Source organism: Streptomyces sp. NPDC059696 (assembly GCF_042733745.1).
Taxonomy (GTDB): Bacteria; Actinomycetota; Actinomycetes; order Streptomycetales; family Streptomycetaceae; genus Streptomyces.
The window spans coordinates 36,694-50,299 of sequence record NZ_JBHWFG010000016.1; the positions used below are offsets into that span (position 1 = coordinate 36,694).

At 75.3% G+C, this 13,606-nt stretch carries 14 protein-coding genes and 1 riboswitch; of the genes, 3 read left to right on the forward strand and 11 right to left on the reverse strand.

Annotation, left to right across the window (positions count from 1 at the left end):
• Positions 1 to 519, reverse strand: a complete 519-nt coding sequence (locus tag ACFV20_RS18945; protein ID WP_385658000.1) for an immunity 21 family protein — start codon at positions 517 to 519, stop codon at positions 1 to 3.
• 45 nt (positions 520 to 564) lie between these two features.
• Complete coding sequence (locus tag ACFV20_RS18950; protein WP_385658002.1) at positions 565 to 1,038, reverse strand: rhodanese-like domain-containing protein; 474 nt, start codon at positions 1,036 to 1,038, stop codon at positions 565 to 567.
• Between the two features lie 94 nt (positions 1,039 to 1,132).
• Between ACFV20_RS18950 and ACFV20_RS18955 the strand changes: the two genes are divergently transcribed.
• Complete coding sequence (locus ACFV20_RS18955) at positions 1,133 to 1,579, forward strand: Lrp/AsnC family transcriptional regulator (protein WP_385658003.1); 447 nt, start codon at positions 1,133 to 1,135, stop codon at positions 1,577 to 1,579.
• Between the two features lie 2 nt (positions 1,580 to 1,581).
• On the opposite strand, the gene ACFV20_RS18960 is transcribed toward ACFV20_RS18955, so the two are convergent.
• The 9 genes from ACFV20_RS18960 to ACFV20_RS19000 form a co-directional block, all read right to left on the reverse strand.
• Positions 1,582 to 4,578 carry an AAA family ATPase gene (locus tag ACFV20_RS18960; protein ID WP_385658005.1) on the reverse strand — a complete coding sequence of 999 codons (2,997 nt, stop codon included), beginning with the start codon at positions 4,576 to 4,578 and terminating at the stop codon, positions 1,582 to 1,584.
• On the reverse strand, positions 4,575 to 5,738 hold the full coding sequence (locus ACFV20_RS18965; protein ID WP_385658007.1) for an exonuclease SbcCD subunit D: 1,164 nt from the start codon (positions 5,736 to 5,738) through the stop codon (positions 4,575 to 4,577). Before ACFV20_RS18965 ends, ACFV20_RS18960 begins: the two co-directional genes overlap by 4 nt.
• A 265-nt stretch (positions 5,739 to 6,003) precedes the next feature.
• Complete coding sequence (locus ACFV20_RS18970; protein ID WP_385658009.1) at positions 6,004 to 6,630, reverse strand: YigZ family protein; 627 nt, start codon at positions 6,628 to 6,630, stop codon at positions 6,004 to 6,006.
• 68 nt (positions 6,631 to 6,698) lie between these two features.
• Positions 6,699 to 6,983, reverse strand: coding sequence for a hypothetical protein (locus ACFV20_RS18975; RefSeq protein WP_385658011.1), 285 nt, complete (start codon positions 6,981 to 6,983; stop codon positions 6,699 to 6,701).
• 162 nt (positions 6,984 to 7,145) lie between these two features.
• Complete coding sequence (locus tag ACFV20_RS18980; RefSeq protein ID WP_385658013.1) at positions 7,146 to 7,688, reverse strand: SixA phosphatase family protein; 543 nt, start codon at positions 7,686 to 7,688, stop codon at positions 7,146 to 7,148.
• Positions 7,685 to 8,560, reverse strand: coding sequence for a hypothetical protein (locus tag ACFV20_RS18985; RefSeq protein ID WP_385658014.1), 876 nt, complete (start codon positions 8,558 to 8,560; stop codon positions 7,685 to 7,687). The genes ACFV20_RS18980 and ACFV20_RS18985 overlap by 4 nt, the downstream gene beginning before the upstream one ends.
• A 105-nt stretch (positions 8,561 to 8,665) precedes the next feature.
• On the reverse strand, positions 8,666 to 9,463 hold the full coding sequence (locus ACFV20_RS18990) for an ABC transporter ATP-binding protein (protein WP_385658015.1): 798 nt from the start codon (positions 9,461 to 9,463) through the stop codon (positions 8,666 to 8,668).
• Positions 9,460 to 10,512 carry a FecCD family ABC transporter permease gene (locus tag ACFV20_RS18995; RefSeq protein WP_385658017.1) on the reverse strand — a complete coding sequence of 351 codons (1,053 nt, stop codon included), beginning with the start codon at positions 10,510 to 10,512 and terminating at the stop codon, positions 9,460 to 9,462. Before ACFV20_RS18995 ends, ACFV20_RS18990 begins: the two co-directional genes overlap by 4 nt.
• A complete protein-coding gene (locus tag ACFV20_RS19000) occupies positions 10,509 to 11,525 on the reverse strand; it encodes an ABC transporter substrate-binding protein (protein WP_385658019.1) in 1,017 nt (338 codons plus the stop codon). The genes ACFV20_RS18995 and ACFV20_RS19000 overlap by 4 nt, the downstream gene beginning before the upstream one ends.
• Before the next feature lie 68 nt (positions 11,526 to 11,593).
• Positions 11,594 to 11,784: riboswitch (cobalamin riboswitch) on the reverse strand.
• 84 nt (positions 11,785 to 11,868) lie between these two features.
• Here ACFV20_RS19000 and ACFV20_RS19005 point away from each other — a divergent pair.
• A complete protein-coding gene (locus tag ACFV20_RS19005; RefSeq protein WP_385658021.1) occupies positions 11,869 to 12,297 on the forward strand; it encodes a CoA-binding protein in 429 nt (142 codons plus the stop codon).
• A 58-nt stretch (positions 12,298 to 12,355) separates the two neighbouring features.
• Positions 12,356 to 13,579 carry a 4-hydroxybenzoate 3-monooxygenase gene (locus ACFV20_RS19010; RefSeq protein WP_385658022.1) on the forward strand — a complete coding sequence of 408 codons (1,224 nt, stop codon included), beginning with the start codon at positions 12,356 to 12,358 and terminating at the stop codon, positions 13,577 to 13,579.
• The last annotated feature ends 27 nt before the right edge of the window (positions 13,580 to 13,606 follow it).

The window sequence follows — 13,606 nt, forward strand, 5'->3', positions numbered from 1 at the left end:
CTACCTCGGGGTGAGCAACCGGAGCCGGACCAGGCCGAGCCAGGTCTCCGGGCCCGGTTGGGCCGTGGCCGCACGGACCGCGTATCTGCCCGGCTCCAGCAGGACCCGCGCCTGGTCGGACCCGCAGAGGCCGGTGCCGGGCCAGGCGGCGTCGAACAGCAGGACCGCGCCCGGGACGTCCCAGTACACCTCCGGCTCCCAGTGCGCGGCGTCGACGGCCGGCTCCACGCTCGCCAGCAGTTCCCCCTCGGAGTCGCCGGCCCGCCACCGCACGAACACGCCGTGGCCGGGCAGGTAGGCGGTCGCGGCGGGTTCGTCACCGAGGACCAGCGCGGTGGAGTCGCCGACCGGGAGGAGGCCGACGTGACCGTCCACCTCGCAGGCCCGGTCGTAGTCCGAGGCCGTCTCCTCGCCGCCCGCGCCCGCCCAGAACGGCAGGACGGTCTCCGGAACCGCTATCAGGGGCCCGCCGCCCGACTCCACCCACCGCACCGCGCCCGGCTCCGCGTATCGCACCATGGCGCACGAACCTACAGGGTCAACTCACGTCACCGGAGCGGGGGTTCAGCAGCCGCAGTCGCCGGCACCCACCGGGGCCGTCAGGGGGTCCGGCGCCCGGCGCTCGCGCCCCTGCCAGGTCTCGAACTCGAGGCCCTCGCGCACCCAGTACTCGAAGCCGCCGAGCATCTCCTTGACCTGGTAGCCGAGTTCGGCGAGGGCGAGGGCCGCACGGGCGGCCCCGTTGCAGCCCGGGCCCCAGCAGTACGTCACGACCGGCACGGCCCGGTCCAGGAGCTGCGCGGCCTGCTCGGGGACGAGCGCGGTCGGCAGGTGGAGCGCGCCGGGGACGTGGCCCTGGTCCCACGCCTCGGTGGAGCGTGAGTCGACGAGGACGAAGCCGGGGTCACCGCCGGCGGCGAGGGCGGCGGCGACGTCGGACACGTCGGTGTGGAAGGCGAGAGCGGCGCGGAAGTGGGCGGCGGCCGCGGCAGGAGCGGCGGGGGCGACGCGCAGGACGGGGTTCACGGTGGTGGTCATGCCGAGAAAACTACGGCCGTCCGGCGCGCTCCAGAAGCGTTGATCCCCGGCAGTCGGCTTGATCCGCCGGGGATTCCCCTGCTATCCCTCGGCCATGACCGCGTATTCCCCGGACGCCACCGACTGGCGCATCCTCGACGTCCTCCAGCGGGAGGGCCGGGCCAGTTTCGCCGAGCTGGCCCGTGCCGTGTCCATGTCCGCGAGCGCGGTCACCGAGCGGGTGCGCCGCCTGGAGGAGGCCGGGGTGATCCAGGGCTACGCGGCAGTGGTCGACCCGGAGCGGCTGGGCCTGCCGATCCTGGCGTTCGTGCGTCTGCGCTACCCGAACGGCAACTACAAGCCCTTCCACGACCTCGTCGCGGTGACGCCCGAGATCCTCGAGGCGCACCACGTCACGGGCGACGACTGTTTCGTCATCAAGGTCACGGCCCGCTCGATGCGGCACCTGGAGGAGGTGTCGGGCAAGATCGGGGCGCTCGGCTCGGTGACCACGAGCGTGGTGTACTCCTCGCCCCTCCCCCGGCGCCCCCTGGGCCGCTGACCTCAGCCGGCGCCGCGCAGCCGCAGTGCCGAGCCGGAACGGCCCTTGACCACTTCGAGCTGGGCGTGGACCCGGCGCCGCAGATCGGCGACATGGCTGACGATGCCGACGCTGCGGTCGCGTTCGCGCAGGGAGTCGAGGACGTCGAGGACCTCGTCGAGGGTCTGGTCGTCGAGGCTGCCGAAGCCCTCGTCGATGAAGAGGGTGTCCAGCCGCACCCCGCCCGCCTCGTCCGTGACGACGTCCGCGAGGCCGAGCGCCAGGGCGAGCGAGGCGAAGAACGTCTCCCCGCCCGACAGGGTCGCCGTGTCGCGTTCACGGCCGGTCCAGGCGTCGACGACGTGCAGTCCGAGCCCGCTGCGGCCGCGCCCGGTGCGGTCGTCGGAGTGGACGAGGGTGTAGCGGCCGGACGACATCCGCCGCAGCCGTACGGTCGCGGCGGCGGCGACCTGCTCCAGCCGGGCGGCCAGGACGTACGACTCCAGACGCATCCGGCGTTCGTTGTCCGCCGAGGTACCGGCGGCGAGGCCGGCCATCCGGGCGACGCGGTCGTACTCCTCCCGCAGCGGCGCCAGCCGGCGTACGGAGGCGGCCGCCCGGGCGGAGAGGCGGTCGAGGTCGGCGCAGCGCCGCTGCGCGGCGTCATGGGCGGAGGCGGCGTCGCGCAGCCGCCGGGCCGCCTCGTCGGCGGCCCGCTGCGCCGCGTCCGGGTCGGCCTGCGGCTCACCGGCCGCCGCGGCCGTTTCGGCCTCCGCGAGGACGGCCCGTACGGCGGCCTCCTCGTGCTGCCAGGCGTCCAGGCGGTGTTGCAGCTCGCGGTGGGCGGCACGGTCGAGCAGGGCGGCGGCCGCGGCCTGCGGCGTCTCGAAGCCGGCCCGGAAGGCGGCGTCGGCGAGCCGGGCGTCGGCGTCCTTCAGCCGCTGGGCGGTGTCGTCGGCGACGCGTGCGGCGTCGGCGGCGTCCGTGAGCAGCGCGGTGCGCCGCTCCAGCTGCGCGGCCCGCGCGGCGACGCTGTCCAGGGAGCCGCGCGCCCGCTCCAGTTCCTCCTCCAGCAAGGCCCGTTCGCGGTCCAGCCGCTCCCGGTGAGCGATCCGGGAGGCGGTCCGCACGGCCGTCTCCTGCCGGGCGGCGAGGCGTCGTTCGTGTTCCTGCCCGGCCTGCCGCAGCCGCTCCTGGGCGGCGTGGAGGTCGGCGGCGGCGCCGCGGGCCCGCGCGTACCGCTCCTCCAGCTCCTCCGCTTCCTCGGCGAGCCGGTCGGTGGGCGTGTCACCGGCCTCCGCGGTGGCGGCAGCCAGCGCCTGCCGTGCGTCCCCGAGTCTCCGCTCGGCGTCGGCGCGCTGTTCGTCGGCCCGCTGGTAGGCGGTGAGGGCCCGCTCCTCCGCCTCCCGGTCGACGTGCCCGGCGTCCTTGCGGGCGGGGGCGGGGTGTTCGGTGGCACCGCAGACGGCGCAGGGTTCGCCGTCGGCGAGGTGAGCGGCCAGTTCGGCGGCGATGCCGTTCAGGCGCTGCTCCTTGAGTTCGAGCCAGTGCTGCTTGGCCCGCAGCGTCTCGTCCCGCGCGGCGCGCGCCCGTTCGGCGGCACGGTCCGTGTCCTCGGCGAGCCGGTCGCGCAGGCGGGCCGCCCGGAGCCGCTGCTGCGCGGGCTCGCGCCGCACGGCGAGCTGTTCGGCGAGGGCGGCGGCCTGCTGCGCGGAGTCGACACCGGCCTGGAGCGCGGTGCGCCGCTCCTCCCAGCCGTCCAGCCAGCCCTCCGCGTCCTGCAGCAGGTCGGCGTCCGCGCGGTCCTGGCGGTCGAGGCCCGTGCGCTCGTCGAGGAGTTCGGCGAGGCGTCGCTCGGCGCGGCGGGCCGAGTCGAGCCCGCCCAGTTCCTCGGCGGCCCTGCGCGCGGCGGCGGCGAGCCCGGCCGCGCCGGCGTCGGCGAAGGTCTCCGGCAGCAGGGCCCGCGCCCGCTCCTGCGCGGCCGCCGCCCGGCGGTGTTCGGCTTCGGCGGCCTCCCGCAGGTCGAGGGCGGGCGCGACGGCTTCGGCCTTGCGGGCCCGCTCCATGAGCGCCAGGGCCTCCCGGTAGGCCTCGGCTCCCTGTTCCAGGGCCGCCGCCCGTTCCCGGGCCTGCGCGTGGCGCCGCTGGAGCCGGGCCAGTTCGCGCGCCTCGTCCAGGACGCGGCCGGCGGCGGCCTGCGCGGACTCGGCGGCGGTGAGCGTGCACGCGGTGACGGTGAGCTGTTCGCGGACGGTGCTGCGGGCCACGGCGGCGGCGCTCAGTACGGCCTCGGCGAGCCCCGGTTCGCCCGGGGCCAGTTCGGGCAGGGCCATGGCGTCGCCCGCGGCCTGCTGCATGCGGTGGGCGTCGGCCAGCAGCTCCGCGTCCCCCTCGCGCACCCGGGCCTCGGTGGTGCGGCGCCGCTCGGCGAGGCGCTTCTCCACGTCGGCGAAGCGGCGGGTGTCGAACAGGCGGCCCAGCAGTTTGCCGCGGGCCTCTGCGTCGGCGCGCAGGAACCGGGCGAAGTCGCCCTGCGGCAGCAGCACGACCTGGCAGAACTGTTCCCGGCTCATGCCGAGCAGCTGCGTGATCTCCTCGCCGATCTCCTGGTGGGAGCGGCTGAGGTCCTTCCAGGCCCCGGCCGTCGCGTCGTACGCGCGCAGCCAGGTCTGGGCCTTGTCCAGGGTCGTGCCGGTGCCGCGTTTCTTGGGGCGCTCCCAGGGCGGCTGGCGGGTGACCTCCAGGCGGCGCCCGGCGACGGTGAGGTCGAGGGTGACCTCGGTGCGGGTCATGGGTGCGGCGTGGTCGCTGCGCAGGGCCGTGCCCTGGCCGCCGCCCTGCCGGGCGCCCGGCACCGAGCCGTACAGGGCGTAGCAGACGGCGTCCAGGACGGAGGTCTTGCCCGCGCCGGTGGGTCCGTGCAGCAGGAACAGCCCGGCGCTCGACAGTTCGTCGAAGTCGACGGTCTGGGTGCCTCCGAAGGGGCCGAAGGCGGTGACCGTGAGCCGGTGGAGCCTCACCGGGCCACCTCCCGCACGCTCTCGTCGGCCCGTACCGCGTCGAACGCGTCGCGCAGCACGCCCTGTTCGTGCGGGTCGGGCCCGGTGCCGCGCACATGGGCGACGAAGTCCTCGGCGATCTGCTGGTCGCTGCGGCCGGCGAGACGCCGGGCGTAGGACACCTCGGACTCGTCCTCGTCGCGGTCGGGGTCGAAGACGAGGCTGAGGGTGTGCGGGAAGCGCTCGGCGAGCCGGGCCATCGGGTCGGCCGGGCGGACGGGGTCGGTGAGGGTCGCCTCGACCCACGCCTCCTCGTGCCGCGCCAGGGCGGGGTCGGCGAGCAGGTCCTCCAGCGTGCCGCGGATCCGGGCCAGGGCGCGGGGCACCGGGCAGTCGACGCGCTCGGCGGCGAGAGAGCCGTCCGCGTCCAGGTCGACCAGCCACATGCTCTTGCGGTGGACGGCTTCCGAGAAGGAGTAGGGCAGCGGGGAGCCCGAGTAGCGGACGCGGTCGGTGAGGGTCTGGCAGCCGTGCAGGTGCCCGAGGGCGACGTAGTCGACGCCGTCGAACACCCCGGCCGGCACCGCGGCGACGCCGCCGACGGTGATGTCCCGCTCGCTGTCGCTGGGTTCGCCGCCGGTGACGAAGGCGTGCGCGAGGACGACGGAGCGGGTGCCGGGCGGGCGCGTGGCGAGGTCGGCGCGGACCCGGTCCATGGCGGCCACGAGCACGGTCTCGTGCCCTGCCTTCTCCACCCCGAACTCGGCTTTGACCAGCGCCGGTTCGAGGTAGGGCAGCCCGTAGAAGGCGACGTCGCCGTGGGCGTCGGCCAGCACGACCGGGGTGCCGGCCGCCGCGGGTTCGGTCCGGAGGTGGATGCCGGCCCGCCCGATCAGCCCGGCTCCGACGCCCAGCCGGCGGGCCGAGTCGTGATTCCCGGAGATCATCACCGTCGGCACCCCGAGGTCGGCGAGGCGGTGCAAGGCGTCGTCGAACAGCTCGACCGCGGCGAGCGGCGGCACGGCACGGTCGTAGACGTCCCCCGACACGACCACGGCGTCCACGGCACGCTCCCGCACGGTGGTGACGAGGTGGCCGATGAACTCGGCCTGGGCGCCGAGCATGTTCACCCGGTGGAAGGCCCGGCCGAGATGCCAGTCGGAGGTGTGCAGCAGCCTCAAGACGCCGCTCCGGCCCGCATGTCTCCCCCTGCTGTCCGTTCGTGGGCGACGCGAGCCGGTGCGGCCCGCCGTCGGCCCACCACGCTAACCCGTGCGGGCACCTGGTCCCCCACGAACCCCGGACTGTCACCCCTGTCCGGCAGCAATTCGGGTGGTATGTCCACAACTGGGCTGTGCGGCAGGTCGTTCCGGAGCGGTGCCGGGCGTAGGCGGGGAAGGGGCGTTACGGGAACGGGGCCACGGGTGCGGGGCGGGCGAGCCGCCGTCACGCGTCCCCGTACGCCTCCCCGCCCGTTTCGAGACCGGCCGTCCCGGCGGTGGCGTCGGCGAGCCAGGAGCGGAAGGCGTCGACGTCGGCGTCCGGGAGGGCGATCTCGATGGTGACCGCCTCGCCGTAGTGCACGTCCCGGACGTCGCGCCCGGTGGTGCGCAGGTCGTTCTCCAGCTTGCCGGCGCGCTGGTGGTCGACGGTGACCGTGGCCAGCCGGTACCTGCGCCGGGTGCGGGTGCCGAGGGCGTCCAGGGCTTCGCCGACCGCTCCGCCGTACGCCCGGATGAGCCCGCCCGCGCCGAGTTTGACCCCGCCGAAATAGCGGGTGACGACGGCGACGACGTACCGCATGTCGCGGCGCAGCAGCATCTGGAGCATGGGCACGCCGGCGGTGCCTCCGGGTTCGCCGTCGTCGCTCGCCTTCTGGACGGAGGCGTCGGCGCCGATGACGTAGGCCCAGCAGTTGTGGGAGGCGTCGGCGTGCTCCTTGCGGACCGCGGCGATGAAGTCCTGCGCCTCCTGCTCGGTGGCCGCCGGGGCCAGGGCGCACAGGAAGCGGGAGCGGCTGACCTCGGTCTCGTGCACGCCGGCGGCGGCCACCGTGCGGTATTCGTCCTGCATCCGGCCAGCCTAGTCCCGTGATCGGAAGCGTCCCGAGGGGGCGTTCGGCCGGGCCGCGGCGGCCCGCGCTACGAGTGGGCCACGACCTCGCCGGCCGTGACCTGGGGCGGGTGCGGCAGCAGTGCGGCGAGCCGGTCCCGGACGAAGTCCCCGGCCCTGCTGGTCGACTCCTCGGCGCCGGAGCGGTCCTGGAAGACACCGGTCGACACCATCACCCCGCCACCGGCGTCGACCCAGTAGTAGGCCACGAACCCCGGGACCTGGCGGACGATCGGCAGGAACTCCTCGTCCACCCGGCGTCCCGCCTCGGCCGGGTCGGTCACTCCCTCGTACCGCCGGATCACTGCGTGCATGGCTGCTCTCCTCCTGGATCGGCAAGACCGTTCGACGCAGACGCCCTACCCGCCGCGGGAGGCGGGCGCAGCGCGGGCCGGGCGTACGTCACCGGAAAGGCCGCATGCCGGAGCCCGGCCCCCCGGGCGTCGCGGGGCAGGCGGGGGCTTCGCGGAGGCGACCTAGTGCCTGGGGCCCCGGGGCACGGTGACGGACGTGAGCAGCGCGGTGCCGGGGGCGAGGGCCCGCCAGGTCGTGCCGCGCCAGGACAGGACGGCGATCGCGGAGGTCGGGAACTTCGTGCGGACCTGCTCCAGGGTGTCGTCGAGGCCGTCCCCGGCGAGGGCCAGGACGAGTTCCTCCAGGCCGGGGTTGTGCCCGATCAGCAGCAGCGTCTCCACCTCGGCGGGCACGTCGTGCACGACGGCCAGCAGGCCCGACGGCCCGGCGGCGTAGAGCCGCCGGTTGTGCCGGACCGGAGGGGGCGTGCCCCACTGCGCCGCGGCCAGGTCCCAGGTCAGACGGGCGCGGACCGCCGTGGAGCACAGGGCGAGGTCCGGCAGGAGGTCGGCGTCGGCCAGGGCCCGCCCGGCGGCCGGGGCGTCCCGCCGGCCGCGTGGGGCGAGGGGGCGCTCGTGGTCGGCGACGTCCAGGGGCCAGGCGGACTTGGCGTGCCGCAGCAGGACCAGGCGGCGCAGCGGGCCGGCTCCGGCGCGTTCGATCATGACGGGGATCCCAGATCGCGGGTGAGGTCGAGGGCCAGGAGCCGGTCGGCGTAGGCGTACGTCTCGAAGCGGGCACCGTCCGCGAGGTCCGGCTCGGTCTCGACCTGACGCAGGACATCCAGCACCCGGGGCACGTCCAGGTCGTCCTCCCAGGCCTCGCGCAGCCGCTCCCGTACGCCGTCGGGGACCGGCCGCGAGGGCTGCCGCGCCCAGCGGGCGACCGCGGCGCGCCAGCGGGCGAGGGTGGCGCGGGCGTCGTCGAGTCCGGCCGTCTCCAGGCGCAGGGGGGCGCTGTGGTGCCGGGTGAGCAGGGCGAGGCGCAGGACGGCGGGGTCGGCGGGATCCGGCCGCACCGGCCCGGCGGGGTCGGCAGAGTCCGGCCGCACCGGCTCGACGGGGTCGGCGGGGTCGGCGGGGTCGGCAGAGTCCGGCCGCACCGGCCCGGCGGGGTCGGCGGGGTCGGCAGAGTCCGGCCGCACCGGCCCGGCGGGGGCGGAGGGGTCCGGCGGGCCCGGCTCGACGGGGGCGACGGCGATGCGCACCCCGTCGGGTGCCGCCCCGCCTTCGGCGGCGACGTGGACGACCTGGGACTCGCCCAGGCCCGCACCGACGTCGGGGCTGTCCTCGAAGGGGCGGACACCGAGCGTCGCGGCCTGCGCGCGCAGCTCCGCCTCGCGGGTGCCGCCGGTCAGCAGGGCCCACACCGGTGTGCCGCCGAGTTCCAGGGTGCGTACGAGCAGGTCCCCGACGAGCAGCACCCGCAGGTCGGTGGGGTCGGAGCCCGACGCGTGCACCTGGACGCGGGTCAGGCTCCGGCGGGCCGGAGCGGCGTCGACCGGCTCACGGGTTCGGGCGTCGATGATGCGCAGCACGAGGCGAGCGTAGGCGGGTGGACGGGCCTGCGCAGGCGGACCCGTCCCTTTCCGGCCGCCGTGGCGCGATCGGACCAGCCGCGGGCGTCGCAGGTGCCGGCTCCCTCAGGTCAGTGTGCCGAGGTACCGCACGTGGGGCCGCCCGTCGGGCCCGTCGCGGCTCACGGCGGCCCGCACCCCGTACACCTCGGCGATGAGCTCCGCCGTGAGGACCTCGTCCGGGGTGCCTCCCGCCACGACCCGTCCCGCGCTCAGCACGAGGACCCGGTCGCAGTACATCGCCGCGAGGTTGAGGTCGTGCAGAGCGACGACGGTCGTGACGGGCAGGGCCGTGACCAGGGCGAGCAGGTCGAGCTGGTGGTGGATGTCGAGGTGGTTGGTGGGTTCGTCGAGGAGGAGCTCGCGGGGGTCCTGGGCGAGCGCGCGGGCGATCTGCGCCCGCTGGCGTTCGCCGCCCGAGAGGGTGTGCCACAGCCGGCCGGCCCGGTCGGCGAGGCCCGTGCGCTCCAGGGCGGCGCGTACCGCCCGCTCGTCGTCGGCCGAGGCGGGCGTCCAGGCCCGGCGGTGCGGGACGCGGCCCAGCCGTACGACGTCCTCCACCGTCAACTCGACCTGACTGTGCGACTGTTGCTCGACGACGGCCAGGCGGCGCGCGACCGTGCGGCGGGGCAGGCCGGCCAGCGGTGTGCCGTCGAGGGTGACGACTCCGGAGGTCGGTGTGAGCAGCCCGGCCAGCAGCCGCAGCAGCGTGGACTTGCCGGAGCCGTTGGGGCCGAGCACGCCGACCGTGGAGCCCGTCTCCGGGGCGAGGGCGACGCCGTCCAGGATGAGACGCCCGTCGGCGCGGCGGCTGACCCGGTCGGCCCGCAGCCCCGCCCCCACGGGTGCTTCCGCGCCGCTCACCGTGCCCTCCGGGTCCGGTACAGCACCGCCACGAACGCCGGCACCCCGATCAGTGACGTCACGACACCCACCGGGACCTCCTGCGGATCGAGGACGGTACGGGCCAGGGTGTCCACCCAGACCAGGAAGACCGCTCCGGCGAGGGCGGTGATGGGCAGCAGCCGCGCGTGCCCGGGGCCGGTCAGGGCCCGGGCCGCGTGCGGCAGGACCAGTCCGACGAAGCCGATCGCCCCGGCGGAGCTGACGAGCGCGGCCGTGAGCAGGGCCGTGACGCACAGCAGGACCAGGCGGGTGCGGGCGACGGACACGCCGAGCGCGGCGGCGGCGTCCTGCCCGAAGGCGAAGGCGTCGAGGGCACGGGCGTACGACAGGCACACCACCAGCGCCACCGCCAGTACGGCCAGGCACAGCCGGACATCGGTCCAGCCGGCGCCGCCGAGCGAGCCGAGGAGCCAGAACAGCACGCCGCGGGTGGTCTCGGCGTCGGCGGAGGTCAGCACGACGAATGAGGTCAGCGCGGAGAAGAGCTGCATGGCGGCGACGCCCGCGAGGACGACCCGGTCGGTGGTGCCGCCCAGGCTGTGGCTGAGCAGCAGCACCAGCGCGAACGACAGCAGGGCGCCGAGGAACGCCCCGGCCGGCACCGGCAGGGCACCGCCGCCCACGCCGAGGACGACGACGAGTACCGCTCCGGTGGAGGCGCCCGAGGACACTCCGAGGACGAAGGGGTCGGCGAGCGGGTTGCGCAGCAGGGACTGCATCACCGCTCCGCACACGGCCAGTCCGGCTCCGCACACGGCCGCGAGCAGGGTGCGCGGCAGCCGCAGCTGCCAGACGATGCCGTCCCGGATCGGCGTCAGCCCGGAGCTGCCGAGACCGAGATGGGCGGCCACGACGGACCACACGTCCGCGACGCCGATGTCGGCGGGGCCGATGGTGATGGCCACGGCGAGGGAAGCGACGAGCGCGACGGCCCCGGCCGCGCCCAGCGCGAGTCCTGCCCGGCGCCGGGGCCTGGTCCCGGCGGCCGGCAGGCCCTGGGCCGTCACCGCACCAGCCCGAAGCGGCGCAGCCCGGCGGCGACCTGCTCGACGCCCTCGACGGTGCGGATGGTCGGGTTCATGGCCTGCCCGCTCAGCAGCACGTACCGCCGGTGCCGGACGGCGTCCATGTTCCTCGTGACCGGGTTGGACTCCAGGAAGGCGATCTTCTTCTCGGCCGACTCGGCGGTCTGGGACGTGCGGGTCAGGTCGCCGATGACGAGGACGTCGGGGTCGCGGTCGGCGACCGTCTCCCAGTTGACCTGCGGCCACTCCTCGCGGGTGTCGTCGAAGACGTTCTTCGCGCCGAGGGCCCGGGTGATGATGCCGGGCGCTCCGCAACAGCCCGCCAGGTAGGGCGACTCGGAGTTCGCGAACCAGTACAGGAGGGTGACGCCGGAGGCGTCGACGCCCGCGGTGGCCTTCTTCATGCGCTGCCGGAGGGAGGCCACGAGGGCGTCGCCGCGCTTCCTCACCCCGAACACGGTCGCGAGGTCATGGACCTCGCGGTAGACGGTGTCGATGTCGAGTGCCTTGTCGCGTGCGCCGTCGCCGCCGCCCGAGTTGTCCTTGCCGGCGCAGTCGGACGGGGAGACGTAGGTGGGGACGCCGAGCTTCTCGAACTGTTCGCGGGTGGCGACGCCGCCCTTGCCGAGGGTGGAGACGAAGGACGCGGCGACGAAGTCGGGCTCGGCGTCCAGGACGCGCTCGAAGGACGGGTTGTCGTCGGCGAGGCGTGGCACCGTCGCGTCGGCCTTCTCCAGCCCCTTCATCACGGGGTCGGTCCAGGTGGCCGTGCCCGCGAGGCGGTCGGCGAGGCCCAGGGAGAGCAGGATCTCGGTGGTGCCCTGGTTGAGGGACACGGCGTGCTGCGGCGGGGCGGGGACGCGGACCTCGTGCCCGCAGTCGGTGAGGGTGACGGCGGCCTTGGCGTCGGTGGACGTGGTGCCGCCGCAGCCGGTCAGGAGAAGGAATCCGGCCGTGAGCAGCGCGGCGGCGCGGGCGGGGCGGGCGAGGGGCACGGGAACCAGTCCTCAGGCGTCGAGGGCTCATGCGCGGAGCCCGGTCGTACGGTGCTCCCCCGCCGCGCGCGGCCGCGGGGGCCGCCAGCAGGTCTTCGGACTCGGGTTCGCCCGGGTCGGAGCGCCTTCCCGGACGTCCGTGCAGGAGTCCAGTGGCCGAGGCCCCGCCCGTCCCCCTCACCGCTGCGCGTCAGTTCCGGATTCGCACCGGATTCCCTGACCCACGTACATGGGTTCGACTGGCCTCGGCAAGCTATCACGGGGGCCGTCAGGGGAATCACCGCGCACCCGCCGCCGTTGAAGGGGAGGAGCAGTTCGTCCACGACGTGCGAGGAGGCCGCCGGTGTACGGCGACGAGGCAACGGTCCGCAGGATCCTCACCGGGCTCGGCGACACCTGGGCGGTGGTGGGCCTGTCGTCGAACCGGCAGCGCGCGGCGTACGGCGTCGCCGCCGTGCTGCAGCGTTTCGGCAAGCGCGTCGTACCGGTGCACCCGAAGGCGGAGACGGTGCACGGGGAGAAGGGGTACGCGAGTCTGGCGGACATCCCCTTCGACGTGGACGTCGTGGACGTGTTCGTGAACAGCGAGCTCGCCGGAGCCGTCGCGGACGAGGCGGTCGCCAAGGGCGCGAAGGGCGTCTGGTTCCAGCTCGGCGTGATCGACGAGGGGGCGTACGACCGGACGCGCGCGGCGGGCCTGGAGATGGTGATGGACCGCTGCCCGGCCATCGAGATCCCGCGGCTGCCCCGGCACGACGTACGGACATCCTGACCTGAGGCCTCCTCCCGGAGGTGCCCGTCCGCCGGGAGGAGGCCTCCATAATGTGCGCATGTCCCACGCCTCTCCGCCTCCGGACTCCGACGGCCCGCAACGCTTTCCGGTCGTCGTCGTGGGCGCCGGCCCGGCGGGTCTGACCGTCGGCAACATCCTGCGGGCCGCGTCCGTCGGCTGTCTGGTGCTGGAGGCGGAGACCCGCGAGGTCATCGAACGGCGGCCCCGTGCGGGGGTCATCGAGGAATGGGCCGTACGCGGCCTGGAGAAGCGGGGCCTCGCCCGGAACCTGCTGGACCGCGCGGAACTGCACACCGCCTGCGAGTTCCGCTTCGAGGGGGAGCGCTACCGGTTTCCCTACGGCGAGCTGACGGGAAGTCACCACTTCGTCTACCCGCAGCCGTTGCTGGTGACGGACCTGGTGCGCGAGTACGCCGACGTCCGCGGCGGCGAGATCCGCTTCGGCGTCCGGGACGTGGCGCTGCACGACCTCGACAGCGACCAGCCGTCCGTGTCGTACGCCTGCCCCGAGACGGGTGAACGCCGACTCGTGCACTGCGACTTCGTCGCCGGGTGCGACGGGGCACGGGGAGCGACCCGGGCCGCGCTCCCTCCCGAGCGGGTCCGGATCGCGCGGCACGACTACGGCATCGGCTGGCTGGCCCTGCTCGCCGAGGCGCCGCCGTCCGCCGACTGCGTGCTGTTCGGCTGCCACGCGCGCGGGTTCGCCGGCCAGATGCCCCGCAGCCCGGAGCTGACCCGCTACTACCTCCAGTGCCCGCCGGGCGACGATCCGGACAACTGGCCGCACGAGCGCGTCTGGTCGGAGCTCCGGCAGCGGCTCGGGGCGGCCGGCGCGCCCCCGCCGACCGAGGGGCGGCTGATCGAGAAGCGCGTGCTGGACATGCACGACTACGTGGTCGAGCCGATGGTGCACGGCCGGCTCCATCTCGCGGGCGACGCGGCCCACCTGGTCGCCCCCATCGCGGCCAAGGGCATGAATCTCGCCCTGCACGACGCCTTCCTCCTCGGCGACGCCCTGGTGGCCCGGCTGACCACCGGCGACGACAGCGGCCTCGGCGGCTACGCGGAGGCGTGTCTGCGCCGGGTGTGGGACTACCAGGAGTTCTCGCAGTGGCTGTCCGAGGTGTACCACGGCACGGCGGCGGGCGACCCGTTCCGTGCGGGCACCGCGCTCGCCCGGCTGCGCCGCCTGTTCACCTCGCCCACCGCGGCCGCCGCCTTCGCCGAGCAGTACCTGGGGACGGCGGCACGCTACTGAGCGAGCCGCGCGTCTCGGGACCGCGTC

Coding starts and splice junctions, on each gene's coding strand:
- ACFV20_RS18945 (WP_385658000.1), bottom strand. CDS start 519: ATGGTGCGATACGCGGAGCCGGGCGCGGTGCGGTGGGTGGAGTCGGGC.
- ACFV20_RS18950 (WP_385658002.1), bottom strand. CDS start 1,038: ATGACCACCACCGTGAACCCCGTCCTGCGCGTCGCCCCCGCCGCTCCT.
- ACFV20_RS18955 (WP_385658003.1), top strand. CDS start 1,133: ATGACCGCGTATTCCCCGGACGCCACCGACTGGCGCATCCTCGACGTC.
- ACFV20_RS18970 (WP_385658009.1), bottom strand. CDS start 6,630: ATGCAGGACGAATACCGCACGGTGGCCGCCGCCGGCGTGCACGAGACC.
- ACFV20_RS18975 (WP_385658011.1), bottom strand. CDS start 6,983: ATGCACGCAGTGATCCGGCGGTACGAGGGAGTGACCGACCCGGCCGAG.
- ACFV20_RS18980 (WP_385658013.1), bottom strand. CDS start 7,688: ATGATCGAACGCGCCGGAGCCGGCCCGCTGCGCCGCCTGGTCCTGCTG.
- ACFV20_RS19010 (WP_385658022.1), top strand. CDS start 12,356: ATGTCCCACGCCTCTCCGCCTCCGGACTCCGACGGCCCGCAACGCTTT.